This is a genomic window from Pseudomonas sp. TE31087, assembly GCF_057284075.1.
On sequence record NZ_JBXVNN010000001.1, the window covers coordinates 1908203 to 1935055 of the forward strand.

Genomic DNA, 26853 nt, shown 5'->3' on the forward strand with positions numbered 1-26853 from the left:
TCCCAGAGACCCTGTCATGCCGCGAATCACCCTGCCCTTGCTTGTCCTCGTATTGACCGGTTGCAGCCTCGCCCCCGACTACCAACGCCCACTCTCGCCCAGCGCCGAGCAGTACCCCACGGGTGTCGCCTACCGGGGCGGGCCACCCGCCACGGACGTGACCGGCGACTGGCGCGGGGTGTTCCGTGACCCGGTGCTGCGCCAGTTGCTCGACAGCGCGCTGGTCAACAACCGCGACCTGCGCGTGGCCGTGCTCAACGCCGAGGCCTACCGTGCCCAGTACCGCATCCAGCGCGCCGAACTGCTGCCGAAGATCGCCGCCAACGCCCAGGGCACGCGCCAGTACCTGCCACGGCGGCGCACCGGTGGCGAAGGCATGATCAGTTCCCAGCAATCGGCCACCGTCGGCATCAGCGCCTATGAACTGGACCTGTTCGGTCGATTGCGCAGCCTCAGCGACCAGGCCCTGCTCAACTACCTGGCCACCGACGAGGCCCGGCGTGGCGCCGAGCTCAGCCTGCTCAGCAGTGTCGCCGGCGCCTACCTGACCTGGCGCGCCGACCAGGAGCTGCTGGCCCTGTCGCGCCAGACCCTGCAGGCCGACGAGAAGAGCCTGCGCCTGACCCAGCGCCAGCGCCGCACCGGCACCCTGTCGGCGCTCGACCAGATCCAGGCCACCACCCGCGTCGACAGCACCCGTGCTGCCGTGGCGCGTTACACCCGCCTGGCCGCCCAGGACCTCAACCAGTTGCAGCGCCTGGTCGGCGCGCAGGTCGACGAACGCCTGCCGGCGCTGCCGCTGGCCGACGAGCAGATCGCCCGGGTGCCCGCCGGCCTGCCCGCCGACCTGCTGCAACGGCGCCCGGACATCCGCCAGGCCGAGTACCAGCTGCAGGCCGCCAACGCCAATATCGGCGCGGCGCGGGCGGCGTTCTTCCCGAGCATCAGCCTGACCGCCAACGCCGGCAGCAGCAGCCGCGAATTGGCCGACCTGTTCGATGCCGGCAGCGGCACCTGGCTGTTCCAGCCGCAGGTCAACCTGCCGCTGTTCAACGCCGGCAGCCTGCGTGCCAGCCTCGACTACGCCAAGTTGCAGAAGGACATGCAGGTGGCACGCTACGAGAAGTCGATCCAGACCGCCTTCCAGGAAGTGGCCGACGGCCTGGCGGCGCGCAGCACCTACCAGCAGCAGTTGCAGGCCCAACGCGACTTGGTGGAGGCCAGCCAGCGCTACCACGACCTGGCCGAGAACCGCTACCGCACCGGCATCGACAGCAGCCTGACCTTCCTCGACGCCCAGCGTTCGCTGTTCAGTGCCCAGCAGGGCCTGATCAGCGACCGCCTGGCACAGCTGTTGGCCGAGGTGAACCTGTTCACCGCGCTGGGCGGCGCCTGGGACGAGGCGCCGGGGCTGGCCTACCAGCGCTCCGCGGCCCTGCCGAAGTAGACCGACGGCGACACCCCGAGGGTGCGACGGAACATGGCGCTGAAGGCGCTGGGGCTGTCGTAGCCCAGGTCCAGCGCCACCTCCAGCACCGACTGCCCGGCCGCCAAGGCATCAAGGCTGGCCAGCAGGCGCATGCGCCGCAACCACTGCACCAGGCTCAGGCCGGTCTCGCGCTGGAAGGCTCGGGTCAGGGTGCGCGGGTTGAGGCCGCTGTGGGCGGCGGCGCGAGCCAGGCTCCAGTCCTCGGACGGTGCCTGGCGCAGGGCCTCGCACAGGCCTTGCAGATGCGTCGAGTGCGGGCTGGGCACATGCAGGGCGAACACCGGCAGCACGCGCAGCTCGTCGAGAATCAGTTGCATGATCCGCGCCTCGCGCCCCTGGGCCGGATGGTCGGGGGCGATGTCCATGGCGCGGATGATCAGTTCGCGCAGCAGCGGTGAGATCTCGATCACCTGGCACTGGCGCGGCAGGTCCGGGCGCGCGCCAGGGTCGACGAACAAGGTACGCATGCGCACCACGCCGGCCATGCGCAGTTCGTGATCGACCGCCGCCGGCACCCAGACCCCGCGCCCCGGGGGAACCACCCAGCTGCCTTCACGGGCGCTGACCGTGACCACGCCGCTGATGGCGTGGATCAGCTGGGCGCGGTCATGGCAGTGCGGGGCGATGTGCTCGCCATGGCGGTAGTTCTCGGCGAGCGGCAGGATGATCGGACGCGGCATTGGTGCGGGTCTGGCTAGGGTGGAGGGGGGATTATGGCGATGTGGGGGGTGAAGGGGAAATCGGGCGGGCGTGGGAAATTGCAGATGGTGGGGTGTTTCGAGGTGTTCGGCGACAGGATTGCAGCGCCCATGAGATCGAGCGCCGCCCGCGCGGCGCATCGCGACGCAAGGCCGCTCCTACATCTGTTTCGGGCCAGTCAATCCTGTGCCATTACCGAGTCCGCCTTGTTGGTATGACGCGGTTTTGGGGTGTGCACCACTGGCGCCTCACCTGTCTCAAGGCATGCACCAAGGCGGGCAACCATGGCCTGACAGGTTCGGCACGTTGCAACAAATAATGAAATGGCTACCCCCGCCCCACCCTGTGTCAGCCCTCTAAGCTTTCACAGGGTGCCTATCGGAGTGCAACGCCATGAACACTGTCGCCATCATCGCCATCGACCTGGGAAAGTTGAGCTTCCATGTACACGCTCAGGATGATCGGGGTCATGAGCTCTATCACCGCAGGTTCAACCGTGAGTCACTCATTCGCCACCTTGCCAATCTTGCGCCCTGTACGGTGGCGATGGAGGCCTGTGGTGGCTCTCATTTCATGGCGCGAGAGGTGACGAGACAGGGTCATACGCCCAAACTTATTCCCGCACAGTTCGTTCGCCCCTACGTGAAAAGCAACAAGAATGACTTTGCCGATGCTGCCGCTATCGGTGAGGCGGCAACCCGCGATCAGATGCGCTTCGTGCCTCCCAAAACCGAGGCCCAGCAGGCGCTGGCGATGCTCAATTCACTGCGCGACAGCTTCATCAGAGACCGTACTGCCACCATGAACCGCATCCACGCTTATTTGCTCGAGGTGGGGGTCAGTTTGGCACCCACCTTCAAGGCGGTCCGGGAGCTCCCCATTCTGCTGGACGACAGTACCTTCTCACCGTTGATCAAGAAGCTGTTGCTGGACCTACATGCCCACTTCCGCTATCTCGATGATCGGATCAAGGCTCTGGACAAGGAAGTGCATAGCCAGGCCGTTAGCGATGATCTTGCTTCCCGTTTGATGTCGATACCTTGTATTGGCCCGATCACCGCTACCGCCCTGGCTGCGGAATTGGGTGATGGTAAGCAGTTCCGCTGTGGGCGAAATTATTCAGCCTCCATAGGCCTGGTTCCCAGGCAGCACACGACAGGCGGCAAACCTTGCCTGGGGCGAATCAGCAAGCGGGGCGACGGCAATCAGCGACGACTGCTGATCCAGTGCGCGAGGGTCTATCTGATTGGGCTGGAGCGCAAAACCGGCAAGCTGGCGGACTGGGTACGTGGCTTGCTACGTGTTCACCACCCCAACCTGGTGGTGTGCGCTATCGCCAACAAACTGGCCCGAATCGCCTGGGCCATCACGGCACACCACAGCGAATTTGATGCAGGGTCAAGCGCCATGAACGCTTGACCCTGCAGACACACGAGTAACAACCCACCTGGTTTTGCGATGCTGCACACAGATGACGTGAACGGTATACCGGCCTGGCGATCAACCTGAGCTCCTACTCGGCTTCAGAAGCCGAACAAATATCTAGGCTCGTCGGGCGCGATTTTCATCGAGGCGCGGGACCAACCTCCCACACGACGCCGTATAGATTGACGCAAACCAAACTCACGCACATCTCAGTACAGTATTGCAGAAATGGGGGTAACCATAGATGTAGGAGCGGCCTTGAACTGGTCAAGTAATTTTGGACACCGGTTAAGGTTCATGCCGCTGCCTTGAGCTTTTCCTCCATGGCTACTGGCGTTTCATAGCCGTTGTAGCTGTGGAGGCGCTTGAGGTTGTAGCGCATCAGATAAGCCTGGATATCCACTCGTGCCTGCGCTTCGGTCTCGTAACCCTCTGCCGGCACCCATTCTGATTTCAATGCTCCGAAGAATCGCTCCATGGCAGCGTTATCCCAGCATTGGCCTCGATGGCTCATGCTCTGGTTCAAGTTGTACTCATCGAGCGCGGCTCTGAATTTATGGCTGGTGTACTGACAGCCCTGGTCTGAATGAAACATTACGCCCGCCGGCCTACCCCGCGATTCAGCGGCCATGCGCAGGGCGTTACAAGCTAAGTTGGCATCTGCAATCATCGAGAATGCCCAACCCACTACGCGACGGGCATAGAGGTCAATCACGGCGGCTAGGTACAGCCAGCGCCTGCCAACCTGGATATAGGTCACATCGCCACACCAAACCTCATTGATCGCCGAAACCTTGAAATTGCGCTTCAGCTGATTCTCGGCGATCAACGCTTCTGCCCCTGATGACCGATAGCGGTGCGGCCTGCGCTGTTTGCACTTCAGGCCAGCTTCACGCATTAGCGCACGCACCTTGTATCGTCCTATTTCATGGCCTTCGTGCCGCAATTCCTGCGCCAGGGTTCGCGAGCCAGAAGCACTTCGCGATGCGTTGAAGTGCTTGATTACCAGCAGGCGTAGCGCATCTCTTGCCGGGTTTTCACGTCCTTGCCGTTTGCGCCACGCATAGAAACTGCTGCGCTTAACCCCAAGCACGCGGCAGCAGTCGACAACAGGGTATTGCTCACTCAGCTCGTTGATCAGCGAGAACGATCTTTGGAGTCCCGAAGCAGGAGAGCACTGGCCTTTTTTAGGATTTCGATATCCCGATCCTTTTGCCGAACCAGCGCTTCGAGTTCTTCAATTCGTTGCTGCTCGGGTGTGATCGCTTTGGCTCCAGCAGGAACCTTACCGGCTCTCTCTTCACGCACCTGATCAACCCAGCGGCGAAGCGCGGTAGGGCCCAGCCCAAGGGCTGCACAGACCTCAGGAACTGACTGCCCACCATCCAGCACCATTTCGGCAGCTTGGACTTTGTATTCTCTTGAATAAGATTTACGCACTGATTTTGCCTCCAATTGGGCGCCATCATAGCGCCCGATGAAGGTGTCCAAAATCATTAGGCCAGTTCACCTTGCGTCGCGATGCGCCGCGCGGGCGGCGCTCGATCTCATAGGCGCTGCAAACCTGTCGCCAGGCACCTTTACGCCACTACACGATCCCCGCCATCAACACCCCTTGGCCACTTCCTGCGCCGACACCGGCACATCGAAAACCTTATCGAACCCCCACTGGAACACGAACGCATAGACAAAGAAGAACACGAACAGCGCCAGGTTGGTCACCAGCGCCGCCCACAGCCCGATGTCCAGCCAGTAGGCCACCAGCGGCAGCAGGATCAGCACCAGCCCACCCTCGAAGCCCAGGGCATGCAGCAGGCGCCGCAGGAAGGTGCGGCTACGCTGACTTTGGCGTGCCTCCCAACGCTCGAACGCCCAGTTGTAGGCCATGTTCCAGCTCATGGCGATGCCCGACATGAGGATCGACAGCACGGTCGACTGGGCCATGCCGGCGCCGAATGCCAGCTCCAGCGCCGGCGCCACGCAGGCCACGGCGATGGCCTCGTAAAGGATGGCCTGGACGACCTTGCGCGCCTTGCCTTGCATGTTCAACTCCCCGAAGAAAAGACCTACAAAGCTACAAGAAGAAGGCTGTAAGAAAAAGTCGGAAATACTTTATTGACTGACCGTTCAATCAAGAAAAGCTAGCATAAACGTTTCCGCACCACCCCTCCCTGGCGTCCGGCCCGTCAAGTGCCGACACGACCCCCGCCTCCGTGGCACTTCCGCAAGCGCCTGCACCGCACCGTCCGGCGCAGGCCGCGCATTGGACAACCCCGTGATCGACTGCTTGTATCTATGACTGGCAAGCGGAGACACGTCGTACAACTTCGTCCAGGGAATCGAACGAGGAACTACACGATGGCTTACACCGTGATGATGGTATTCGGTACCCGCCCTGAAGCGATCAAGATGGCCCCGCTGGCCCGCGTCCTGCGCGACTGGCCTGAGGTCGACTTGCATATCTGCTCCACCGGCCAGCACCGCGAAATGCTCGAGCAGGTCCTGACCGCCTTCGGCCTCACGGTCGACCAGGACCTGCAGGTGATGACCCAGAACCAGACCCTCAACGGCCTGTCCCGCGACCTGCTGGACAAGCTCGACCGCGCCTACGAGCAGGTCAAGCCCGATATCGTCCTGGTCCACGGCGACACCACCACCAGCTTCATCGCCTCGCTGGCGGCCTTCCACCGGCATATTCCCATCGGCCATGTCGAGGCCGGCCTGCGCACCGGCAACCTGCAGCAGCCCTGGCCCGAGGAAGCCAACCGGCGCTTGACCGGCGTGCTCGCCGACCTGCACTTCACCCCCACCCGCGACTCCGACGCCAACCTGATCCGCGAGGGCGTGCCGCCCGAGCATATCGAGGTCACCGGCAACACGGTGATCGACGCCCTGCTGTGGATGCGCGACAAGCTGCACCGTGACAACTGGCGCCCCGCCCCCGAGTCCCCGCTCAAGGTGCTGCGCGACGACCAGCGCATGGTGCTGATCACCGGCCACCGCCGGGAGAACTTCGGCAGCGGCTTCGAACGCATCTGCCTGGCCCTGGCGGAGCTGGCCCTGCGCTACCCGGATGTGCAATTCCTCTACCCCGTGCACCTCAACCCGCAGGTGCAGCACGCGGTGTACAGCGTGCTGTCCGGCCGCGACAACATCCACCTGGTCGCGCCCCAGGACTACCCGCATTTCGTCTGGCTGATGAACCGCGCCCATATCATCCTCACCGACTCCGGTGGCGTGCAGGAAGAGGCGCCCGCCCTGGGCAAGCCGGTGCTGGTGCTGCGCAAGGTCACCGAGCGTCCCGCCGTGCTCAAGGGCGGCACGGTCAAGCTGGTCGGCACCCTGACCGAGCGCATCGTCCACGAGACCAGCCAGTTGCTCGACAACCCGGACGCCTACGCGCGCATGGCGCAGGTGTTCACCCCCTTTGGCGACGGCCACGCCAGCGAGCGCATCGCCGAACGCCTGAGCCGCTGGTTCGCCGAGCAATCCGCCGCACGGGACAACGCATGAGCCTGGTCTTCATCGATTTCCTCACCTATGTCCTGTTCGGCCTGAAGATCCTTGCCATCATCCTGGCGACACTGATGTTCGTGCTCGGCCTGGACGACCTGTTCATCGACCTGTGCTACTGGGGGCGCAAGCTGATCCGGCGCTTCCGCATCTACGACAAGTTCGAGAAGGCCGACGAGAAGCGCCTGTTCGAGGTGCCGGAAAAGCCCCTGGCGATCATGGTGCCGGCCTGGAACGAGGTCGGCGTGGTCGGCGAGATGGCGCGCCTGGCCGCCTCGACCATCGACTACGAGAACTACCAGATCTTCGTCGGTACCTACCCCAACGACCCGCAGACCCAGGCCGACGTCGACGCCGTGTGCCTGCACTACCCCAATGTGCACAAGGTGGTCTGCGCCCGCCCCGGCCCGACCAGCAAGGCCGACTGCCTGAACAACATCATCGACGCCATCCTGCGCTTCCAGCAGGACGCGCGCATCGAGTTCGCCGGGTTCATCCTGCATGACGCCGAGGACGTCATCTCGCCCATGGAACTGCGCCTGTTCAACTACCTGCTGCCGAACAAGGACATGATCCAGATCCCGGTGTACCCCTACGCCCCGGAATGGAAAGGCTTCACCGCCGGCCACTATGTCGACGAGTTCGCCGAGAACCACGGCAAGGACGTCATCGTGCGCGAGGCGCTCACCGGACAGGTGCCCAGCGCCGGGGTCGGCACTTGTTTCAGCCGCCGGGCGATCAGTGCCCTGCTCGAGGACGGCGACGGCATCGCCTTCGACGTGCAATCGCTGACCGAGGACTACGACATCGGTTTTCGCCTCAAGCAAAAAGGCATGAAGTGCATCTTCGCCCGCTACTCCATCACCGACCCGGCGCTGGCCCTCAAGCAGGACTGGCGCCCCGGCATGAGCCGCGAATTCGCCCAGGTGATCTGCGTGCGCGAGCACTTCCCGCGGGACTGGCAGCACGCCATCCGGCAAAAATCGCGGTGGATCGTCGGCATCGTGTTCCAGGGCACCAGCAACCTCGGCTGGAGCCGCAAGGGCGCGCTCAATTACTTCCTCTGGCGCGACCGTCGCGGGCTGTTCGCCTACCTGCTGAGCTTTTTGGTCAACCTGTTGCTGCTGGTGCTGCTGGCGATGTGGCTGGTCACGGTGATCGCGCCGGAGTCGTGGCGCTTCATGTCGATCCTCAGCGACAGCAAGCTGCTGACCACGCTGCTGTGGCTCAACGGCCTGCTGCTGTTCAACCGCCTGTTCCAGCGGTTCTGGTTCGTTACCCGCTACTACGGCATCTTCGAGGGCCTGCTGTCGGCGCCGCGGATGATGTGGAGCAACTTCGTCAACTTCTTCGCCAACCTGCGCGCCTTGCGCCAGGTGATGGAGATGGGCGATTCGCGGCGGGTGGCCTGGGACAAGACCACCCACGAGTTCCCCGCCCTCGCCGCGCCTGCGCGCACACCGCTGGGCCAGCGCCTGGTGGAGAAAGGCTTGATCACCGAGACCCAACTGGAGCAGGCCATCACCAGCCCGGTCCGCCGGCGCCTGGGCCGCGAGCTGCTGCTGCGCGGCTGGCTGAGCAGCGAGCAACTGGTCGAGACCCTGGCTGAACAGCTGGACCTGCCCTGGGCGCCGCTGAACCCGTTCAAGATTGAGCCAGCGCTGATCGCCAAGCTGCCGCGCAAACTCGCCACCCACTACGGCGTGCTGCCGGTGGACGAGGACGGCGACACCCTGGTGCTGGCCAGCGAGAGCCCGGTCAGCCAGGTCTCGCTCGGCGTGATCAGCCGCCAGCTCAAGCGCCCGGTGCGCGCCCGCCTGGCGCCGCAAGGTCGAGTCACCCTGGGCCTGCGCTACCACTACCCGAGCCCCTGGCAGAAGCCCGAGACCCGCGAAATGCTCGCGGTACTCGAACGTCATCAGGACGACGCTACCCTGCTGGAGCAGGTGGGCATCCACCAGGTGATGCTCGGCACGCTGTTGCAGGTGCGCGGCATGGTACCAGTGACCCTGTTCAACCAGGCGCTGATCGATTTCAGCCCCGAGCAGCAGAGCCTGGGCGAGCACCTGATCGCCCGCGGCATCATCACCGAAGAGGTGCTGCAACAAGCCCTCTCCGAGCAGGCCAGCGAACAGCAGGCCGCCTATGAACTGACCCGGGAGGTGGCATGACGCCCCGTCTTTCCCTGACCCTCGCCAGCCTGCTGCTGTGCTCATCCACCCTGGCCGCGCCGACCAAGCCGATGACCGACTTCCAGCGTTTCACCAGCTACCCGTTCATGGAGCGTGGTTACCGGGAAGCGCAGAAGGACAACTGGGCGGAGGTCGAGCGCCTGACCCGTCATGTACTCAAGCGCGTGCCCAACAACAACGAGGCCCGCGCCCTGCTGGCCGAGGCCCTGGCCCATCAGCGTCGCTACAAGGAAGCCGAGGCCATCGCCGAGGACCTCGACGACAACCCCGAGCACGCCGACGCCCTGCTCGAACTGCGCCTGACCTGGATCGAGCAGGACCCGCCCGCGGCGAGCCAGGTGGAGGCCTGGCTGGCCGACAGCCAGGGCCAGCAGCGCGTACGCCTGTGGCAGGCCTACAGCGTCAGCCTGGCCAAGTTCGGTGGCGCGGGCAAGGCGCTGGAGTGGCTCAACCGGTTGCCGGTGCGCGACGACGGCATGGTGCTGCGCATGACCCGGGCTAACTTTGCCGAGCAACTGCGCAACTGGGGCGAGACCATCGACCAGCTGCAACCCCTGGCCGACAAGGGCGAATTGCCGCCGCAGGACTGGCAGCGCCTGGCCAACGCCTATATCCAGCAGGTCGATGAAAAGGGCCTGAACAAGCTGCTGGCCAGCGCGCCATCCCAGGAGGCGGCGACCCACGCCCGCCTGGCCATGGCCAACCGCGCCATCGCCATGGGCCACAACCAGCAGGCCGAGCGTTGGCTGCAGAGCCTGCCCGCCGATCAACTGCAACATCCCGAACAGCGCCGGCAACTCTGGGAACTGGCCCGCGAGGGCGACGACGCGGCGCTGGTGCGCCAGCTGAGCAACGAATTGCAGCGCCCGTGCCTGGAGACCGTCGACTGGCTGTCGCACAAGGACCTGAAGCTGGCCCGCGAGCAGCTCGCCCAGTGCCAGGCAAGCGACAATCCACGCAGCTACGCCATCCTCAAGCAGCGTCTGTACGGTGAACCCGCGCAGCCGCCGCAGCCACGCACGGCGGCACAATGGGAGCAACGCTACCGCCAGACCGGCGACCTCGCGGCGCTGGAACAAGCCACGTTCATGCTGCTCGAACGCGGCCAGGCCAAACACGCCCGGCAGCTGCTGGAGAACGCCTACGACCGCCGCCAGGGCCGGTTGACGCCCTCGCTGCTGCAACGCCTGGGTAACCTCTATGCGCGCAACGACGGCCCACTGGACACCCCGCGCATGCTTGCCCTGGTGCCGCGGGTCGATGCCGCCACCCGCGGCCTGTTGCTCGCCCGCCTGGCCGAGGCCGGCCAGTGCGACGCGGTGCGCAAGGCCATCCCGGCCAACCCGAGCGAAGCTGGCCAGTATCGCGCCCTGGGCCGCTGCGCCATGCCCGACCAGCCCGGCGAAGCCGTCATCTACTACCAGGCCGCCGAACGTCTGGGCGACCCAGGCAGCCGCCTGCCCCTGGCCTACGCGCTGGAGGCCTCGGGCGACTCCGAGGCGGCGCTGCCGATCTGGAACAGCCTGCCGGCCGACGCCTGGACCGACAATGCTCGCCTGACCGCGGCGCGTGGTGCCTTGAACGCCGGCGACGCCAATGTCGCCCGCCGTCACTGGGACGCGGCCGCGCACCTCAGTGCCGACGATTGGGCCCTGGGCGCCGCCATTGCCCAGCGCCAGGGCGACATCCAGCAGGCCCTCGCCTTCCAGCGCGAAGCCCTGCGCCACACCCCGCGTGCCGATCATTACTACGCCGCCGCCGGCACCGCCCAGCAGGCCGGCGACAGCGCCCAGAGCACCGCCTGGCTGGCCGAGGCCGTGCGCCTGGCGCCGGACCAGCCGCGCTACCGGGCCGACTACGGCATGCGCCTGGCCGGCTCGGCAGACAAGCAGCAACGACGCCAGTCCATACCCTACCTGGAACGCGCCACCCGCGACTTCCCCGAGGACTACCGCCTGGGCGAGACCCTGGCGCTGCGCTACGACGAGGCCGAGGACAGCGCCTCGGCCCGCCGCGAACTGCGCCGGGTGCTGGACGTGGAACGCAACCTGGTCGACGGCAACGACGAGTACGGCAGCCTGGATGCGCGCAAATACCGTCAGCGCCGTGCCCATGAAGCGCTGTCGCGCCGCGATACCATCACCCTGGCCAGCACCTGGTCGCCGGCCGGCACCTCGACCAACGACAAGTTCCTCGACGACGGCGCGCGCGCCGGCAGCTCACGCCGGGCACAATCGCAGAACGTGCAACTGGCGATGTGGGACCACGCCCTGGGCGAGGAGCCCAGCCGCAACGGCAGCACCCTGTCGGTGTATGGCCGCGTGCTGTTCGGTGGCCAGAGCCGCACCGACTACGCCCAGAGCATGGGCACCGGCGTCGGTCTGCGCTACAAGCCGCTCGGCCGGGCCAACCTCAACCTTTACGCCGAGCTGTACCACCAGCGCCAGATCGACAGCACGCACTACAGCGGCCTGAGCCTGGGCGAGCTGCTCAGCCCGGCCAAGGTCGGCGGCAACTGGGGCGACCTGCGCCACAACGCCGAGTCGAGCAATGATCTGCTGCTGCGCGCCACCGCGTCCTTCCTCGACCAGGGCCGGTACCGCAACGACTGGCGCATCGACGAGGACGACTGGGACGAGCGTTTCCTCTACCTGGACGCTGCCTGGTGGACCCGGGCCGGCGATCATGCCTGGCTGTCGCGCTTCCAGCAGGGCCATGCCTGGAAACTGCCGAGCCAGTCGCCGCAGACCATCATGCCCTACGGCTTCTTCGAGTTCTCAAGCCAGGACCCGAGCAACGACTGGCGCCAGGACGCCCGCGCCGGGGTCGGCGTGCGTTGGCAGTGGTGGTTCGACGATGACCGTTACAACGCCTACCGTGGCTCGCTGAAAGTGCGCGCCGAGTACCAGCAGGCACTGGGCGGCAACCTCTACGAGCGCGCCAACGGCGTGTTGCTGGGTGTGGAGATGAACTTCTGATGCGTACCTTCCTGGCGCTCTGCCTGCTCGCCCTGTGCCTGCCCGCCCAGGCCGACCAGCGCCTGTTCTACCAGCCGCTCAACCGTGATGCCAACGTCACCCACGCGCAATGGCAACAGCTGTGGCGCGCCACCAAGGCCCAGGGTGGCAAGACCCTGATCGTGCAGTGGAGCGCCTACGGCGACAGCGACTTCGGCGGCGCCAACGGCTGGCTCGCCGGCAGCCTGCGCGAGGCGCAGGCCCAGGGGCTGGAGCTGGTGCTGGGGCTGTACATGGATCCGGCCTACTACCAGCGGCTCGAACAGCTCGACGGCGAAGGCCTGAACAGCTACTTCAAGGCGCAGCTGGGCCGTTCCCTTACCCAGTACCAGCAGCTCAAGACCGACTGGGCGCTGCCGGTGTCCGGCTGGTACCTGCCGCTGGAGCTGGACGACCTGCACTTTCGCGATGCGGCCAGGCGCGATGCGCTCTACACGCAGTTGCAGGCGTTCAACCGGCAACTGGACAAGCCCCTGCATATCAGCGCATTCAGCGCCGGCCAGCTGTCGCCACGGGTCAATGGCGCATGGCTGGACCAGCTGGCGAGCCTTGGCCTGAACGTGTGGTGGCAGGACGGCGCCGGCACCGGTCGCCTGGCGCCGCTGGTGCGAAAGGGCTACGAACAAGCCCTGCCCTGCCGGGTGGGTATCGTGCGCGAGGCGTTTCGCCAGGTCAGCCAGCCGGGGCAACCGTTCCGCGCGGAACCGGCGCAACCGGCGCTGGGCGGAGGTTGCCACGCCGAAGCGGTGTTCGCCCTGCGCTATCGGCCCTGGGCCAAGGATGTGCTGAAACCAGGCTCGTTGTAGGAGCGGCCTTGTGTCGCGAAAGGGCCGCGCAGCGGCCCCGGCGATCTTTGCATGAACGCTGAAATCCTGGGGCCGCTGCGCGGCCCTTTCGCGACACAAGGCCGCTCCTACAGAGACCTCACTGCCCTGGAAGGCATAACAGACAACAATTTCAAGGCCACCATCGCCTCCATGTACAAAACCCTCGAAGCCCACATCCGCCAACAGGTCGCCCCCGCCGCCCTGCGCGCCGAGTTCCGCCAGCACGAATTCGAGGCCATGCGCCGCTTCTGCCTGCTGATCTTCTGCATCGGCATCGCCATCTGGCTGATCTTCGATCTGATCGTCAGTTACCTCGGCGGCCAGGGCTTCACCTGGCTGTCGGGGATATTCATCGCCCTGCTGTGCAGCCTGTGCGTGGTCCTGGGTTTCACCCACAAGAGCCAGCATTTCGACGTGCTCAACCTGTTGTTCGTGGCAGTGATCACCCTGGCCATGCGCCTGGTGATCGAGGGCATCCCCATCGTCCTGCGCCCGGTGTGGCTGGTGCTCGGGGTGTCGACGGTGCTCTACGCAGTCTCGGTACTACCGGTGCGGCGCTGGTCGTTCTTCTGCGCCATGGCCATCACCTGGCTCATGCTCAACCCCTTCTACCACACGCGTATCGAGGCCCTGGAGCTCGAGGGCGCGATGCTGCTCAGCTACGCGGTGTTCCTCAGCGGCTTGGTGATCTACAGCTACCTGCGCATCCGCCAGGCCAAGCTGCACAACTTCTACCTGACCAAGGTGCTGCTGGAGCAGGCGTACATCGACGCCCTGACCGAAATCCCCAACCGCCGCTCGTTCATGGCCAAGGCCGAAAAGCAGCTGCGCCAGGCGGACGCCGGGCAGTTCCTGGCGATGATCGACATCGACAACTTCAAGCAGGTCAACGACCGCTTCGGCCATGACATCGGCGACGAGGTGCTCAAGCGCGTGGCGGCACATATCAAGGCGGCAATGAACGGCTACGAGATCGCCCGGCTGGGTGGGGAGGAATTCGCGATCTTCTTCCAGGGGCTGGACGAGGCCGGCGCCGAGCAGCAGGTCGCGGCGCTGTGCCGGCGGGTGCGCGAGGACCTCGGCGCACATCCGGTGACCATCAGCATCGGCCTGGCCCGGATCGACAGCGGCGATAGCCTGAGCATGGCGCTGATCAGGGCGGACCAGGCATTGTACGAGGCCAAGCACACGGGCAAGGACCGCTTCGTGACCTGGTCGGCAAGCTTGTCAGGACAATGACCATCGCGGGGCAAGCCCGCTCCCACGCCAACCTCCATCACCCCTTCATCACCTGCCTCCAACACCTGCGTGGGAGCGGGCTTGCCCCGCGATGAGGCCGGCCCAGGCGCTGCATTACCCTGCGGGCAAGCGAATCCTGAACTGCGCCCCACCCAACGCCGACTGCGCCACGGTCAGTGTCCCGCCCTGCCCTTCGATGGCCCGCCGACTGATCGCCAGCCCCAACCCGAACCCACCGGTATTGCGATCACGGCTACGGTCCAGGCGATAGAACGGCTGGAAGATCCGCTCACGCTCCTCGGTCGGGATGCCGATGCCATCGTCCTCCACGGTCACCAGGCAGGCGCCGTCTTCTTCCCGGCGCAGGCGCAGCAGCAGGCTTTCATCGCAATAGCGCATGGCGTTGCGCACCAGGTTCTGCACGGCGCGGGCGGTCAGCCGCGGGTCGAGGACAAAGCGCGGCAGGTCGGTTTCGCAGCGCACCTCCCAACGGATGCCACGGTTGTCGAGCTCCTCGGCGAAACTGCCGAGCACGCTGTCCACCAGCTCCAGCAACGACACCTCGACCCGCTCGCGGGCCTGGTCGACGCTGTCCAGGCGGCTGTAGGACAGCAGCTCGAGCACCAGCTCGTCCAGCTCGCGCACGTGCCCCACCAGCCCCAGCAGGCGCTTGCGGCTGGCCGGCGGCACCTCGTCGAACAACAGCACCAGGCCGAAGTCCAGACGCGTCAGCGGCGTGCGCAGCTCATGGGAGACCGCGTTGAGCAGTTCGCGCTGCTGGTTGACCTGGCGCTCCAGGTCGCTGGCCATGGTGTCGAACACCCCGGCCAGTTCACCGATGTTCGAGCGTGGCGAAATAGACGTGCGCTCGGACATCTCGCCGCGCCCCAGGCGCCGGGCGGTGTCCTTCAACCGTTCGAGGTCGCGCCAGTGCGGCCATACCCACAGCAGCAGGCAGCCAAGCATGGCCGCGCCGATCAGCACGGTCACGCCCCAGGACAGCACGTTGATGTCCAGCGGGTCGTCCGGCGAGTGCAGGCGCACCAGCCATTGCGAATCCAGCGGCGCCAGCACCGTTTCGTAATAGCCCCAGTCGGCCATGCGCACCGCGTACAGGCCATGCTCGAGCCGGGCTTTTTCCTCGCTGCTCAGCTCGGCCTCGTCCATGCGCAGCAGGCGCACTTGCAGCGGCTTGAACACCCCGGCCAGGTCTTTTTCCACTGCCGGCCACTGCTCCCGCGGCGCCTGCTGGAACTGGCGCACGATCAGGGTCTGCACGCCTTTGGCCTGCTCGAGGTTGTAGGCCATGAAACGCTCATGGAACAGCCCGACGATGGTGTCGGGGATCAAGGCGATCGCCCCGGCATAGGCGACGATGATCACCAGGTACAGCCGCACCAGGATCTTGAGCATGGCCTGTCAGTACTCCCACTCGACCCGGCTGAACAGATACCCCTTGCCCCACACGGTCTTGATCTTGCGCGCCTCGCCGGCGCTGTCGTCGAAGCGCCGGCGCAGCTTGGAGATGGCCACGTCCACCGAGCGGTCGGTGCCGTTGAATTCGATGCCGCGCAGTTGCTGGAGAATACGGTCGCGGCTCATCACCTCGCCGGCGTTGCGCGCCAGCACCACCAGCAGGTTGTACTCGCCACTGGACAGCTCCACCTCCTCGCCGCGCCAGCTGACCGTGCGCTCGGCCAGGTCGATGCGCAGGCCGCCGACCTGGATCAGGTCGCTGTCCAGGCGCGGTTCGTTGACGCTGCTGCGGCGCAGCAGGGTGCGCACCCTGGCCAGCAGCACCCGGGGTTCGCAAGGCTTGGTGACGTAGTCGTCGGCGCCCATTTCCAGCCCCAGCACCTGGTCGTGGCTGTCGTCACGGGCGGTCAGCATGAGGATCGGCAGGCCCTGGGTTTCCTGGCGCAGCAAGCGGCACACCTGCAGGCCGTCGAGGCCCGGCAGCATCAGGTCAAGGATCACCAGGTCCGGTTTCTGCCGGCGGAACTCGTCCAGCACATGGTCGCCGCGGGCAATCACCCGGACATGAAAATCGTTGCGTTGCAGGTAGCTGGCGATCAGTTCGGACAACGCGCTGTCGTCTTCGACCAGGAGAATGTTCGGCATAAGGGGATTTGACGAAAGATTGAAGTAAGGCAGGATATAGAATCCCGCGCGGGCCACCGCCGATTGTTCACACTTTTTCACATACGCCCAACATAGCTTAACAGCCGCCACCCGAACGGCTGCTTTAGCATACGCTGGATCAAACCTGGAAGATCCGTATGTCCATTCCCTGCCCTTCGCGCCTGCGCCCCTTGGCGCTGCTGGCGCTGATGACCCTTTCCCTGGCCGGTTGCAACGACGCTGCCGAACAGGAAGAACAGGCCCCGCCTTCCCAGGTCCGGGTCGAGACCCTGGCCGTGCAGCCATTGGCGATCAGCACTGAACTGAGCGGCCGCATCCTCGCGCCGCGTACCGCCGAGGTGCGCGCCCGGGTAGCCGGCGTGGTGCTCAAGCGGGTGTACCGCGAGGGCAGCGACGTCAAGCAAGGTGATGTGCTGTTCCTGATCGACCCGGCGCCGTTCAAGGCCGACTTCGACAGCGCCCGCGCCAGCCTGGCCAAGGCCGAGGCAACCCTGTACCAGGCCCGCCTGCAGGAGCAGCGCTACCGCGAGCTGGTCGACGACAAGGCGGTCAGCCGCCAGGAGTACGACAACGCCCGCGCCGCCTTCCTCCAGGCCGATGCTGCGGTCGGCGAAGCCAAGGCGGCGCTGGAACGGGCACGCCTGAACCTGGGCTACGCCACCGTCACCGCGCCGATCTCCGGACGCATCGGCCGCGCCCTGGTGACCGAGGGCGCGCTGGTCGGGCAGAGCGAAACCACGCCGCTGGCCACCATCCAGCAGTTGAACCCGATTCATGCCGATGTCACCCAGTCGACCCGCGAGCTCAACGCCCTGCGCCGTGCCTTGCGCGCCGGCGAGCTGCAGCAGGTCGGCCAGGGCCAGGTCAAGGCCACGCTGATCCAGGATGACGGCAGCGCCTACCCGCTGGCCGGCAAGCTGCTGTTCTCGGACATCAGCGTCGACCCAAGCACCAACCAGATCACTTTGCGCAGCGAGTTCCCCAACCCCGACCTCGACCTGCTGCCAGGCAGCTACGTGCGCGTGCGCCTGGACCAGGCCGTACAGCCCCAGGGCATCAGCGTGCCGCAGCGCGCCATCCTGCGCGACAGCGCCGGCGTGCCCAAGGTGCTGCTGGTCGACCCGCAGGAGCGCATCAGCGAACGCCAGGTGGTCCTGGGCAGCGCCCAGGGTGATCGCTGGATCGTCAGCGAGGGTCTGGCCCCCGGTGATCGCGTGGTGGTCGAGGGCCTGCAACACGTCAAGGCCGGGGACCAGGTCCAGGTCGACGAGCAACCGGGCGCCTCCGCGGTCGCCCAACACACCGGCCAATGAGGGCCTGATCCATGCCGCAGTTCTTCATCGACCGCCCGGTATTCGCCTGGGTGGTCGCCCTGTTCATCCTCCTGGTCGGCGCCCTGGCCATCCCGCAGCTGCCGGTGGCCCAGTACCCCGACGTGGCGCCGCCGCAGGTGGAAATCTACGCCGTCTACCCGGGCGCCTCGGCGGCGACCATGGACGAGAGCGTGGTCAGCATCATCGAGCAGGAGCTCAACGGTGCCGACAACCTGCTCTATTTCGAGTCGCAGAGCAGCCTGGGCAGCGCCACCATCACCGCCAGCTTCCAGCCCGGTACCAACCCGGACCTGGCCCAGGTCGACGTGCAGAACCGCCTCAAGGTAATCGAGTCGCGCCTGCCGCGCCCGGTGACCCAGCAAGGCCTGCAGGTGGAAAAGGTGTCCACCGGCTTCCTGCTATTGGCCACCTCTCACCTCCGAGGATGGCAGCCTCGACGAGATCGCCCTGTCGGACATCCTCGCGCGCAACGTGATGAACGAGATCCGCCGCATCAAGGGCGTCGGCAAGGCGCAGCTGTATGGCTCGGAGCGGGCCATGCGCATCTGGATCGACCCGGCCAAGCTGGTCGGTTTCAACCTCACGCCCAACGACGTGGCCGAGGCCATCGCCGCGCAGAACGCCCAGGTCGCCCCCGGCAGCATCGGCGACCTGCCCAGCCGGCCGACCCAGGAAATCACCGCCAACGTGGTGGTCAAGGGCCAGCTGAGCACCCCCGAGGAATTCGCCGCCATCGTCCTGCGCGCCAACACCGACGGCTCGACCGTCACCGTCGGCGATGTCGCCCGGGTCGAGATCGGCGCCCAGGAATACCAGTACGGCACGCGCCTGAACGGCAAGGCCACCAGTGCCTTCAGCGTCAAGCTGTCACCCGGCGCCAACGCCATGGAAACCGCGGGCCTGGTCAAGCAGAAGCTCGACGAGCTGGCGCGCTACTTCCCGGCCGGGGTGAAGTACGACATCCCCTACGACACCTCGCCGTTCGTCAAGGTCTCGATCCAGCAGGTGATCAACACCCTGGTCGAGGCCATGATCCTGGTGTTCGCGGTGATGTTCCTGTTCCTGCAGAACTTCCGTTACACCCTGATCCCGACCCTGGTGGTGCCGGTGGCGCTGATGGGCACCTTCGCGGTGATGAACGCGCTGGGCTTCTCGATCAACGTGCTGACCCTGTTCGGCATGGTGTTGGCGATCGGCATCCTGGTCGACGACGCCATCGTCGTGGTGGAGAACGTCGAGCGGATCATGGCCGAGGAAGGCCTGCCGCCGAAGGAAGCCACGCGCAAGGCCATGGGCCAGATCAGCGGCGCCATCGTCGGCATCACCCTGGTGCTGGTGGCGGTGTTCCTGCCGATGGCCTTCATGAAAGGCTCGGTGGGCGTGATCTACCAGCAGTTCTCGGTGTCGATGGCGGTGTCGATCCTGTTCTCGGCGTTCCTCGCCCTGAGCCTGACCCCAGCGCTGTGCGCCACCCTGCTCAAGCCCCTGGAAAAGGGTGAGCACCATGAGCGCAAGGGTTTCTTCGGCTGGTTCAACCGCCGCTTCGAAGGCATGAGCAACGGCTACCAGCGCTGGGTGACCCACGCCCTGGCTCGCAGCGGCCGCTACCTGCTGGTGTATGCCGCGCTGCTGGCGGTGCTCGGCTACGGCTTCAGCCAGCTGCCCACCGCCTTCCTGCCCACCGAGGACCAGGGCTATACCATCACCGACATCCAGCTGCCGCCGGGCGCCAGCCAGGCGCGGACCATCGAGGTGGCGCAGCAGATCGAGGCGCACAACGGCGAAGAGCCAGGCGTGGCCAACACCACGCTGATCCTCGGCTTCAGCTTCTCCGGCAGCGGGCAGAACGCGGCGCTGGCCTTCACCACGCTCAAGGACTGGTCCGAACGCGGTGGTGACGACAGTGCGCAGTCCATCGCCGACCGCGCGACCCTGGCCTTCACCCAGCTCAAGGACGCCATCGCCTACGCGGTACTGCCGCCGCCGGTGGACGGCCTGGGCGAGTCGACCGGCTTCGAGTTCCGCCTGCAGGACCGTGGCGGCATGGGCCACACCGTGCTCATGGAGGCCCGCGACCAACTGCTGGAGGCGGCGCGCAAGAGCAAGGTGCTGGTCAATGTGCGCGAAGCCTCGCTGGCCGAAAGCCCCCAGGTGGAACTGGAAATCGATCGGCGCCAGGCCAATGCCCTGGGTGTTTCGTTCGCCGATATCGGCGCGGTGCTCGACACTGCGGTGGGCTCCAACTACGTCAACGACTTCCCCAACCAGGGCCGCATGCAGCGGGTGGTGGTGCAGGCCGAAGGCGACCGGCGCAGCCAGGTCGAGGACCTGCTGAAGATCCACGTGCGCAACAACAGCGGCAAGATGGTGCCCCTGGGCGCCTTCGTCACGGCCCACTGGCAGTCCGGACCGGTGCAGCTGACCCGCTATAACGGCTACCCGGCGGTGTCGATCTCCGGCGAGCCGGCGGCCGGCTACAGCTCGGGCGAGGCCATGGCCGAGATCGAGCACCTGGTCGCCCAGTTGCCGGCCGGTTCCGGCCTGGAATGGACCGGCCTGTCGCTGCAGGAGCGCCTGTCCGGCAGCCAGGCGCCGCTGCTGATGGCGTTGTCGCTGCTGGTGGTGTTCCTGTGCCTGGCGGCGCTGTACGAAAGTTGGTCGATCCCCACCGCGGTGCTGCTGGTGGTGCCCCTGGGCGTGCTCGGCGCGGTACTCGCCGTAACCCTGCGCGGGATGCCCAACGATGTGTTCTTCAAGGTCGGCCTGATCACCCTGATCGGCCTGTCGGCAAAGAACGCCATCCTGATCATCGAGTTCGCCAAGGACCTGGTGGACCAGGGGCACGACGCGGTGGACGCGGCGATCCAGGCCGCGCGCCTGCGCCTGCGCCCGATCGTGATGACCTCGCTGGCGTTCATCCTCGGCGTGGTGCCCCTGGCCATCGCCAGCGGCGCCAGCTCGGCCAGCCAGCAGGCGATCGGCACCGGGGTGATCGGCGGCATGCTCAGCGCCACCTTTGCCGTGGTGTTCGTGCCGGTGTTCTTCGTCGTGGTGATGCGCCTGGCCGGACGTGGCAAGGCACCGCAGGCAACGCTGGAACACAGCGCATCCCGATGATGCCACCTGGACAGGGAGGCACCTGCCGCCTCCCTGTCCATCATCGTGGCGAAATGCTCAGTTGACCGTGTACCTCAATGTCTTGCCGGCCTTGAAAACCGGTTGTTTCTTCGCCGGGATCTTCAAGGTTTTTCCCGTTTGCGGATTGCGCCCTACCCGTGCGCGTCGCTTGGCCACGGAAAACGCACCAAAGCCGACCAGCGATACCTTCCCCCCTTCGACCAGTGTCCGGGTCACTGCCCGGAGAAAGACATTCAGGCAACGCCCTGCCGCCACTTTCGTGATGTCGGCCGATTGGGCAATTGACGTGATCAGTTCGCTCTTGTTCATCAACACTCTCCGTGATGCTCGCCAATGGCTCGATTCGATCCAAGGCCGCGAGCCCTATTAGCCATCGGCAACCCGCCCCGTACAACTGACAGAAATACCAGGTGCGCCGTCTGTAGCGCACTGGACAATACAGGGACGAAGTGGGAGGGTTGCAGGCCGTGCACCCGTAGAGCCTGCCCCATGCCCACATCCTTCCCCCCCTGCTCCATCCTCATCCTCGCCGGCGGTCGTGGCCAGCGCATGGGCGGGCGCGACAAGGGGCTGGTGCCCTGGCGCGGCGAGCCGCTGGTGGCCCATGTGCAACGTGCCGTGCGGGCACTCAGCGACGACCTGGTGATCTCCTGCAACCGCAACCAGGCGGCCTATGCGGTTTATGCCGACCAGCTTGTCGGCGATGCCGAAGCGGGCTTTCCCGGCCCACTGGCCGGGGTCATCAGCGGGCTCAAAGTGGCGCGGCATGAATGGGTGGTGCTGCTGGCCTGCGATGCGCCACGGATCGACCGGGCCCTGATCGAGGACCTGCTGGCCCTGGCGGTGGCCCACGACAGCGCGGCCATGGTGCGCCAAGGTGGGTACTGGCAGCCGATGCTCAGTGTGTTGCCGCGGCGGTTGTTGCCGCTGCTCGAGCAGGCCTGGCTGGAGGGGGAGCGGAGTTTGCAGAAGGCGTTGTTGCAGGCGAGCGTCCAAGGGCTGGAGTGTGTCGAGGACGATCCGCGATTGAGTAACTTCAACAGCCCGGATCTGCTGCAGGATTAACCTGTCCACGACCCTCTGTAGGAGCGGCCTTGCCGAGGCGTCGGACCGGCCGGAAAGGGCTGCAAAGCAGCCCCAGGATCTCGTGGCGAGGCGGATATTGCCGGGGCCGCTACGCGGCCCTTTCGCGGCACAAGGCCGCTCCTACAGAGATTGTGTAAGCCCAAATAAAAAAAATAGCCCCGGGGCAAAGATCCCCCGGGGCCGAGCGGTTGGATTCCCCAACCAAAGGAGTTGGTTTCAGCCCTTGTCCGGCCAGCCGCCGCCCAGGGCACGGTACAGATCGACCAGCGCCAACTGGCGCTGGGTGCTGGCCTCGATGAACGCCGCTTCGTTGACATAGCCGTTGCGCTGCGCATCCAGGTAGCGCAGGTGGCTGTCCACGCCGCCCTCGTAGCGCGCCTTGGCCAGCGCCACGGTCGCCCGGCTGGTGTCGGCCAAGGCCCGGCGCGCCGCTTCCTCGCGGCGCAGAGTGTCGGTGGCGGCCAGGGCGTCGGCGACTTCGCGGAAGGCGGTCTGGATCGTGCCTTCATACGCCGCCACCGCCGAATCCTTGCGCGCTTCGGCCAGGCTCAGGCCGGCCTTGTTGCGCCCGGCGTCGAACAGCGGCAGCGACAGCTGCGGCATGAAGCTCCAGCTGCGCGAACCGCCGTCGAACAGCCCGGACATCTGCGCGCTGGAGGTGCCGAAGCTGCCGGTCAGGCTGATCCGCGGGAAGAACGCCGCCCGCGCCGCGCCGATATCGGCGTTGCGCGCCCGCAGCCGGTGCTCGGCGGCGAGGATGTCCGGGCGCCGTTCGAGCAGCGCCGACGGCGCGCCCGGGGCGATGTCCTGCAGGACCAGCGGCGCCTCGCCGCGCTCGGCGGGAATCGCCTTGCCCGCGTCCGCGCTGCCCAGCAGCAACACCAGGGCGTTGTAGGCCTGGCGCTGCTCGCGCACGATGCCTTCCAGCTCGGCCCGCGACTGATCGACCAGCCCCAGCGCCTCCTGGTGATCCAGCGCCGTGGCCGTGCCAGCAGCACGCCGCTGGCCGACCAGGGCCAGCGAATCCTCGCGGCTGGCCAGGGTCTGGCGGGTCAGCGCCAGGCGCCGCTCGGCGCCGTCCAGGGTCAGGTAGGCCTGGCTGACCTCGGCGATCAGGGCAATGCGTGCGGCACGGCCAACTTCCTCGGTGGCCAGGTACTGTTCCAGGGCCGCATCACTCAGGCTCTTCACCCGGCCGAACAAATCGACCTCGTACTCCGGCAGCGACAAGCCCACCTGGTAAGTACTGCTGACACCCTCGCGGCCATTGCTCGACAAGTCGGCCGGCAGGTGCTGACGGTTGCCGGAGGCCCCGGCATTCAAGCCCGGCACCCGGTCGGCACGCTGGATACGGTACTGGGCGCGGGCCTGCTCGATATCCAGCAGGGTCTGGCGCAGCGAGCGGTTGTTGTTCAGCGCGGTGCCCACCAGCTGGCGCAGGGACGGGTCGACGATAAACGCCTGCCAGTCCAGCTGCTCCACCGCCTTGCCGTGATGGCCGGCGGCATCGCCCCACGCGGCCGCCACCGGCGCCTCGGGGCGCTGGTAGGTCGGTGCCAGGGAGCAGCCGGCCAAGGTGACGGCCAGCGCGAACGGAATTGCAAGATTGCGCATGAGCATCACTGGGTCACCTCGACAGCGTGTTGCACAGGGGCCGGCTTGCGCTTGAGCAGCTTCAGCACGAACACGAAACAGATCGGCACGAACACCACGCCCAGCAAGGTGGCGCTGAGCATGCCGCCGATCACCCCGGTACCGATGGCGCGCTGACTCGCCGCGCCGGCGCCGGTGGCGATGGCCAGCGGCACCACGCCGAGAATGAAGGCCATGGAGGTCATCACGATCGGGCGGAAACGCAGGCGCGCGGCCTCGATGGCGGCGTCGCTCAGGCTGTAGCCCTTCTCCCACAATTCCTTGGCGAACTCGACGATCAGGATGGCGTTCTTCGCCGCCAGGCCAATGATGGTGATCAGGCCGACCTTGAAGTACACATCGTTGGGCAAGCCGGTGAGCATCACCGCCCACACCGCGCCCAGGGCGCCGATCGGCACGATCAGCATTACCGTCAGCGGGATCGCCCAGCTTTCGTACAGTGCCACCAGCAGCAGGAACACCACCAGGATGGCCAGGGCGAACAAGGCCGTGGCCTGGCCGCTGGAGACCTTCTCCTGGTACGACAGGCCCGTCCAGGCATAGCCGATGCCAGGCGGCAGTTCGCTGACCAGGCGTTCCATCTCGGCCATCGCCTGGCCGGTGCTGTGGCCGGGCGCGGCATCACCGGCGATGCGGATCGACGGATAGCCGTTGTAGCGCACCATCTGCACCGGGCCCTCTTCCCATTTCGTGGTAACGAAGGCGCTGAACGGCACCTGCTCGCCCTGGGCGTTCGGCGCATAGAGGCGCAGCACGCTTTCCGGGGTCATGCGCTCGCCCTGTTCGGCCTGCACCACCACGCGCTGCTGGCGCCCGGCGTTGCTGAAGTCGTTGATCACCGCCGAACCGAAGGCGGTGGCCAGGGTGCTGTTGATGGTTTCGAAGCTCACGCCCAGGGCGCGGGCCTTCTCGCGGTCGATCTGCACGCGCAGCTGCGGTGCCTCGGCCAGGCCTTCCATCATCGCGTAGAGGATCACCGGGTTGCCGTTGGCGCGGGCCAGCAGCTGGTCGCGGGCCGCCAGCAGCGCTTCGCGGCCCAGGCCGCCACGATCCATCAGGCGCAGGGCGAAACCGCCGGAGTTGCCCAGGCCGTCGATCGGCGGTGGCATGACCGCGGTGATGGTGCCGTCGCCATTGGCCGCGAACTGGGCGTTGATGGCAGCGGTTTCCGCCTCGGCCGATTGCTCGGGGCCGCGCACGGACCAATCCTTGAAGGTCGGGAACGCCAGCGCGGCATTGTCGCCCTGGCCCGAGAAGCTGAAGCCGCTGACGATGAACGAGCTGGCCGTCGCCTCGCGGGACATCAGGAATTGCTCCAGCGCCTCGGCGGTGTGGTCGGTACGCACCCGGCTGGCGCCCGGCGGCAGTTGCACGTCGACAATGCTGTAACCCAGGTCCTCCGAAGGCACGAAGGCTTCCGGCAGACGCAGGTAGGAATAACCGAGCACCACCAGGATGCCGACGTAGGCCAGCATCCAGCGACCGGCGCGGGCCACCAGAGCGCTGTTCATTACCGAGTAGCGCTCGGTCACGCGGGCGAAGGCGCGGTTGAAGGCACCGAAGAAACCGCCCTTCTCATGGTGGCCATGGGGCACCGGCTTGAGCAGCGTGGCGCACAGCGCCGGGGTGAAGGTCAGGGCGAGGAAGCCGGAGAACAGGATCGACACCGCCAGCGACACCGAGAACTGCTGGTAGATCACCCCCACGGAACCGGACATGAACGCCAGCGGCAGGAACACCGCCGCCAGGACCAGGGTGATGCCGATGATCGCCCCGGACACCTGCCCCATCGCCTTGATGGTCGCGTCCACCGGCGACAGGCCCTCCTCGGCCATCAGCCGCTCGACGTTCTCCACCACCACGATGGCGTCGTCCACCAGGATGCCGATGGCCAGCACCATGCCGAACATGGTCATCATGTTCACCGAGAAGCCGAGCAGCTTCATGATCATCAGCGTGCCCAGCAGGCACACCGGCACCACGATCGACGGAATCAGGGTATAGCGCACGTTCTGCAGGAACAGGAACATCACCAGGAACACCAGCACCATGGCTTCGATCAGGGTGTGGATGACCTTCTCGATGGCCACGTCGACAAAACGCGAGGTGTCGTAGGGCACCGAGTACTCGACGCCCTCGGGGAAGAACTGCGCAAGCTCGGCCAGGCGCTCCTTGACCAGCGTCGCGGTCTGGATGGCATTGGCGCCGGGCGCCAGCTGCACCGCGCCGGCCACGGCCGGGTGGCCGTCCAGGCGCGAGGACAGGTTGTAGTTCTCGCTGCCGATGGCCAGGCGCGCGACATCGCCCAGGCGCACGCTGGAGCCGTCCGGGTTGGCGCGCAGGACGATGCCGGCGAAGGCCTCGGGAGTATCGAGGGTGCCCTGCACCGCCAGGGTCGCGGTCAGCTCCTGTTCGCTGGCGCCCGGCGTGCTGCCGAAGCTGCCGGCCGGCACCTGGACGTTCTGGCCGCGGATGGCGTTGTTGATGTCGTCGATGGACAGGCCATAGCCCACCAGTTTCTGCGGATCGACCCAGACCCGCATGGCCGCTTCGGAGGCGAAGAACTGCAGCTTGCCCACGCCCGGCACGCGCAGCAGTTCGTTGTTGATGTTGCGCGCGGCGTAGTCGGCCAGGGCCGTGGTGTCGCCACGGTCGCCGGCCTTGCTGGTCAGGGCGTAGATCAGCAGGAAGCCGGAACTGGCCTGCTCCACCTTCAGGCCCTGGGTCAGCACCGCCTGGGGCATGCGCGCCTCGGCCTTCTTCAGGCGGTTCTGCACGTCGACCTGGGCCATGTCCGGCTCGGTGCCGGGCTCGAAGGTCACCAGCACCTCGGCGACGCCATTGGAGTTGTTGGTGGACTCGTAGTACAGCAGGCCCTTGGCGCCGTTGAGCGACTCCTCGATGATGCTGGTTACCGACTCCACCAGCACCTTGGCCGAAGCGCCCGGGTAGCTGGCGGTGATGGAAATCTGTGGCGGTGCCACGCTGGGGTACTGGGCCACCGGCAACGCCGGGATCACCAGCAGGCCGGCCAGGGATATGAACAGCGCCACGACCCAGGCGAAGTTCGGCCGATTGATGAAGAACTTGGACATCTCG

The 26853-nt window shown here is 66.2% G+C and carries 18 protein-coding genes and 1 pseudogene; 10 read left to right on the top strand and 9 right to left on the bottom strand.

The window, feature by feature from the left end; genetic code table 11:
* Positions 1–16 precede the first annotated feature (16 nt).
* Positions 17–1447, top strand: a complete 1431-nt coding sequence (locus tag ACZ899_RS08600; RefSeq protein ID WP_234561459.1) for an efflux transporter outer membrane subunit — start codon at positions 17–19, stop codon at positions 1445–1447.
* On the opposite strand, the gene ACZ899_RS08605 is transcribed toward ACZ899_RS08600, so the two are convergent.
* On the bottom strand, positions 1417–2169 hold the full coding sequence (locus ACZ899_RS08605; protein ID WP_232856472.1) for an AraC family transcriptional regulator: 753 nt from the start codon (positions 2167–2169) through the stop codon (positions 1417–1419). The genes ACZ899_RS08600 and ACZ899_RS08605 overlap by 31 nt on opposite strands.
* Positions 2170–2581: 412 nt before the next feature.
* Here ACZ899_RS08605 and ACZ899_RS08610 point away from each other — a divergent pair, with 412 nt between their 5' ends.
* Positions 2582–3607 (top strand): IS110 family RNA-guided transposase, encoded by a 1026-nt coding sequence (locus tag ACZ899_RS08610; RefSeq protein WP_203646634.1) that lies wholly within the window; start codon positions 2582–2584, stop codon positions 3605–3607.
* Between the two features lie 301 nt (positions 3608–3908).
* Here the strand turns inward: ACZ899_RS08610 and ACZ899_RS08615 are convergent, their stop codons facing one another.
* The 3 genes from ACZ899_RS08615 to ACZ899_RS08625 all read right to left on the bottom strand — a co-directional run bounded on the left by ACZ899_RS08615 (position 3909) and on the right by ACZ899_RS08625 (position 5656).
* Entirely contained in the window at positions 3909–4754 is an 846-nt protein-coding gene (locus ACZ899_RS08615) for an IS3 family transposase (protein ID WP_324256565.1), read from the bottom strand.
* Positions 4751–5110, bottom strand: a complete 360-nt coding sequence (locus tag ACZ899_RS08620) for a transposase (RefSeq protein WP_075043813.1) — start codon at positions 5108–5110, stop codon at positions 4751–4753. The genes ACZ899_RS08615 and ACZ899_RS08620 overlap by 4 nt, the downstream gene beginning before the upstream one ends.
* Before the next feature lie 108 nt (positions 5111–5218).
* Positions 5219–5656 (bottom strand): PACE efflux transporter, encoded by a 438-nt coding sequence (locus ACZ899_RS08625; protein ID WP_198743248.1) that lies wholly within the window; start codon positions 5654–5656, stop codon positions 5219–5221.
* Between the two features lie 315 nt (positions 5657–5971).
* Between ACZ899_RS08625 and wecB the strand changes: the two genes are divergently transcribed.
* The 5 genes from wecB to ACZ899_RS08650 all read left to right on the top strand — a co-directional run bounded on the left by wecB (position 5972) and on the right by ACZ899_RS08650 (position 14401).
* Positions 5972–7126, top strand: coding sequence for a non-hydrolyzing UDP-N-acetylglucosamine 2-epimerase (gene wecB, locus ACZ899_RS08630; RefSeq protein ID WP_203647108.1), 1155 nt, complete (start codon positions 5972–5974; stop codon positions 7124–7126).
* Positions 7123–9297 (top strand): cyclic di-3',5'-guanylate-activated glycosyltransferase NfrB, encoded by a 2175-nt coding sequence (nfrB, locus tag ACZ899_RS08635; RefSeq protein ID WP_234562742.1) that lies wholly within the window; start codon positions 7123–7125, stop codon positions 9295–9297. The genes wecB and nfrB overlap by 4 nt, the downstream gene beginning before the upstream one ends.
* Entirely contained in the window at positions 9294–12296 is a 3003-nt protein-coding gene (locus tag ACZ899_RS08640) for a phage receptor (protein WP_234562743.1), read from the top strand. Before nfrB ends, ACZ899_RS08640 begins: the two co-directional genes overlap by 4 nt.
* Positions 12296–13141 (top strand): DUF4434 family protein, encoded by an 846-nt coding sequence (locus ACZ899_RS08645; RefSeq protein WP_234562744.1) that lies wholly within the window; start codon positions 12296–12298, stop codon positions 13139–13141. Before ACZ899_RS08640 ends, ACZ899_RS08645 begins: the two co-directional genes overlap by 1 nt.
* A 171-nt stretch (positions 13142–13312) precedes the next feature.
* Positions 13313–14401, top strand: coding sequence for a GGDEF domain-containing protein (locus tag ACZ899_RS08650; RefSeq protein WP_234562756.1), 1089 nt, complete (start codon positions 13313–13315; stop codon positions 14399–14401).
* A 114-nt stretch (positions 14402–14515) separates the two neighbouring features.
* Here ACZ899_RS08650 and ACZ899_RS08655 read toward each other — a convergent pair whose 3' ends face one another.
* Positions 14516–15814, bottom strand: coding sequence for an ATP-binding protein (locus tag ACZ899_RS08655; protein ID WP_234562745.1), 1299 nt, complete (start codon positions 15812–15814; stop codon positions 14516–14518).
* Positions 15815–15820: 6 nt separating this feature from the next.
* Entirely contained in the window at positions 15821–16522 is a 702-nt protein-coding gene (locus tag ACZ899_RS08660) for a response regulator (protein WP_050705882.1), read from the bottom strand.
* 158 nt (positions 16523–16680) lie between these two features.
* On the opposite strand from ACZ899_RS08660, the gene ACZ899_RS08665 reads away from it, so the two are divergent.
* Both ACZ899_RS08665 and ACZ899_RS08670 read left to right on the top strand, forming a co-directional pair.
* Positions 16681–17856, top strand: a complete 1176-nt coding sequence (locus ACZ899_RS08665) for an efflux RND transporter periplasmic adaptor subunit (protein WP_234562746.1) — start codon at positions 16681–16683, stop codon at positions 17854–17856.
* 11 nt (positions 17857–17867) lie between these two features.
* Positions 17868–20994 (top strand): annotated as a pseudogene (locus ACZ899_RS08670) (multidrug efflux RND transporter permease subunit).
* A gap of 57 nt (positions 20995–21051) precedes the next feature.
* Here ACZ899_RS08670 and ACZ899_RS08675 read toward each other — a convergent pair.
* Positions 21052–21324, bottom strand: coding sequence for an HU family DNA-binding protein (locus tag ACZ899_RS08675; RefSeq protein WP_234562748.1), 273 nt, complete (start codon positions 21322–21324; stop codon positions 21052–21054).
* Positions 21325–21504: 180 nt separating this feature from the next.
* Between ACZ899_RS08675 and mobA the strand changes: the two genes are divergently transcribed.
* Complete coding sequence (mobA, locus tag ACZ899_RS08680) at positions 21505–22080, top strand: molybdenum cofactor guanylyltransferase MobA (protein WP_234562749.1); 576 nt, start codon at positions 21505–21507, stop codon at positions 22078–22080.
* Between the two features lie 237 nt (positions 22081–22317).
* Here the strand turns inward: mobA and ACZ899_RS08685 are convergent, their stop codons facing one another.
* Both ACZ899_RS08685 and ACZ899_RS08690 read right to left on the bottom strand, forming a co-directional pair.
* A complete protein-coding gene (locus tag ACZ899_RS08685; RefSeq protein ID WP_234562750.1) occupies positions 22318–23721 on the bottom strand; it encodes an efflux transporter outer membrane subunit in 1404 nt (467 codons plus the stop codon).
* On the bottom strand, positions 23721–26849 hold the full coding sequence (locus tag ACZ899_RS08690) for an efflux RND transporter permease subunit (protein ID WP_234562751.1): 3129 nt from the start codon (positions 26847–26849) through the stop codon (positions 23721–23723). The genes ACZ899_RS08685 and ACZ899_RS08690 overlap by 1 nt, the downstream gene beginning before the upstream one ends.
* Between the last annotated feature and the right edge of the window lie 4 nt (positions 26850–26853).

Excerpts from the sequence above, each read along its gene's own strand:
- ACZ899_RS08650 (WP_234562756.1), top strand. The coding sequence starts at position 13,313 with ATGTACAAAACCCTCGAAGCCCACATCCGCCAACAGGTCGCCCCCGCC.
- ACZ899_RS08610 (WP_203646634.1), top strand. The coding sequence starts at position 2,582 with ATGAACACTGTCGCCATCATCGCCATCGACCTGGGAAAGTTGAGCTTC.
- mobA (WP_234562749.1), top strand. The coding sequence starts at position 21,505 with ATGCCCACATCCTTCCCCCCCTGCTCCATCCTCATCCTCGCCGGCGGT.
- ACZ899_RS08675 (WP_234562748.1), bottom strand. The coding sequence starts at position 21,324 with ATGAACAAGAGCGAACTGATCACGTCAATTGCCCAATCGGCCGACATC.
- ACZ899_RS08600 (WP_234561459.1), top strand. The coding sequence starts at position 17 with ATGCCGCGAATCACCCTGCCCTTGCTTGTCCTCGTATTGACCGGTTGC.
- ACZ899_RS08620 (WP_075043813.1), bottom strand. The coding sequence starts at position 5,110 with ATGATTTTGGACACCTTCATCGGGCGCTATGATGGCGCCCAATTGGAG.
- ACZ899_RS08625 (WP_198743248.1), bottom strand. The coding sequence starts at position 5,656 with ATGCAAGGCAAGGCGCGCAAGGTCGTCCAGGCCATCCTTTACGAGGCC.
- wecB (WP_203647108.1), top strand. The coding sequence starts at position 5,972 with ATGGCTTACACCGTGATGATGGTATTCGGTACCCGCCCTGAAGCGATC.
- ACZ899_RS08665 (WP_234562746.1), top strand. The coding sequence starts at position 16,681 with ATGTCCATTCCCTGCCCTTCGCGCCTGCGCCCCTTGGCGCTGCTGGCG.
- nfrB (WP_234562742.1), top strand. The coding sequence starts at position 7,123 with ATGAGCCTGGTCTTCATCGATTTCCTCACCTATGTCCTGTTCGGCCTG.
- ACZ899_RS08645 (WP_234562744.1), top strand. The coding sequence starts at position 12,296 with ATGCGTACCTTCCTGGCGCTCTGCCTGCTCGCCCTGTGCCTGCCCGCC.
- ACZ899_RS08660 (WP_050705882.1), bottom strand. The coding sequence starts at position 16,522 with ATGCCGAACATTCTCCTGGTCGAAGACGACAGCGCGTTGTCCGAACTG.
- ACZ899_RS08690 (WP_234562751.1), bottom strand. The coding sequence starts at position 26,849 with ATGTCCAAGTTCTTCATCAATCGGCCGAACTTCGCCTGGGTCGTGGCG.
- ACZ899_RS08685 (WP_234562750.1), bottom strand. The coding sequence starts at position 23,721 with ATGCTCATGCGCAATCTTGCAATTCCGTTCGCGCTGGCCGTCACCTTG.
- ACZ899_RS08605 (WP_232856472.1), bottom strand. The coding sequence starts at position 2,169 with ATGCCGCGTCCGATCATCCTGCCGCTCGCCGAGAACTACCGCCATGGC.
- ACZ899_RS08655 (WP_234562745.1), bottom strand. The coding sequence starts at position 15,814 with ATGCTCAAGATCCTGGTGCGGCTGTACCTGGTGATCATCGTCGCCTAT.
- ACZ899_RS08640 (WP_234562743.1), top strand. The coding sequence starts at position 9,294 with ATGACGCCCCGTCTTTCCCTGACCCTCGCCAGCCTGCTGCTGTGCTCA.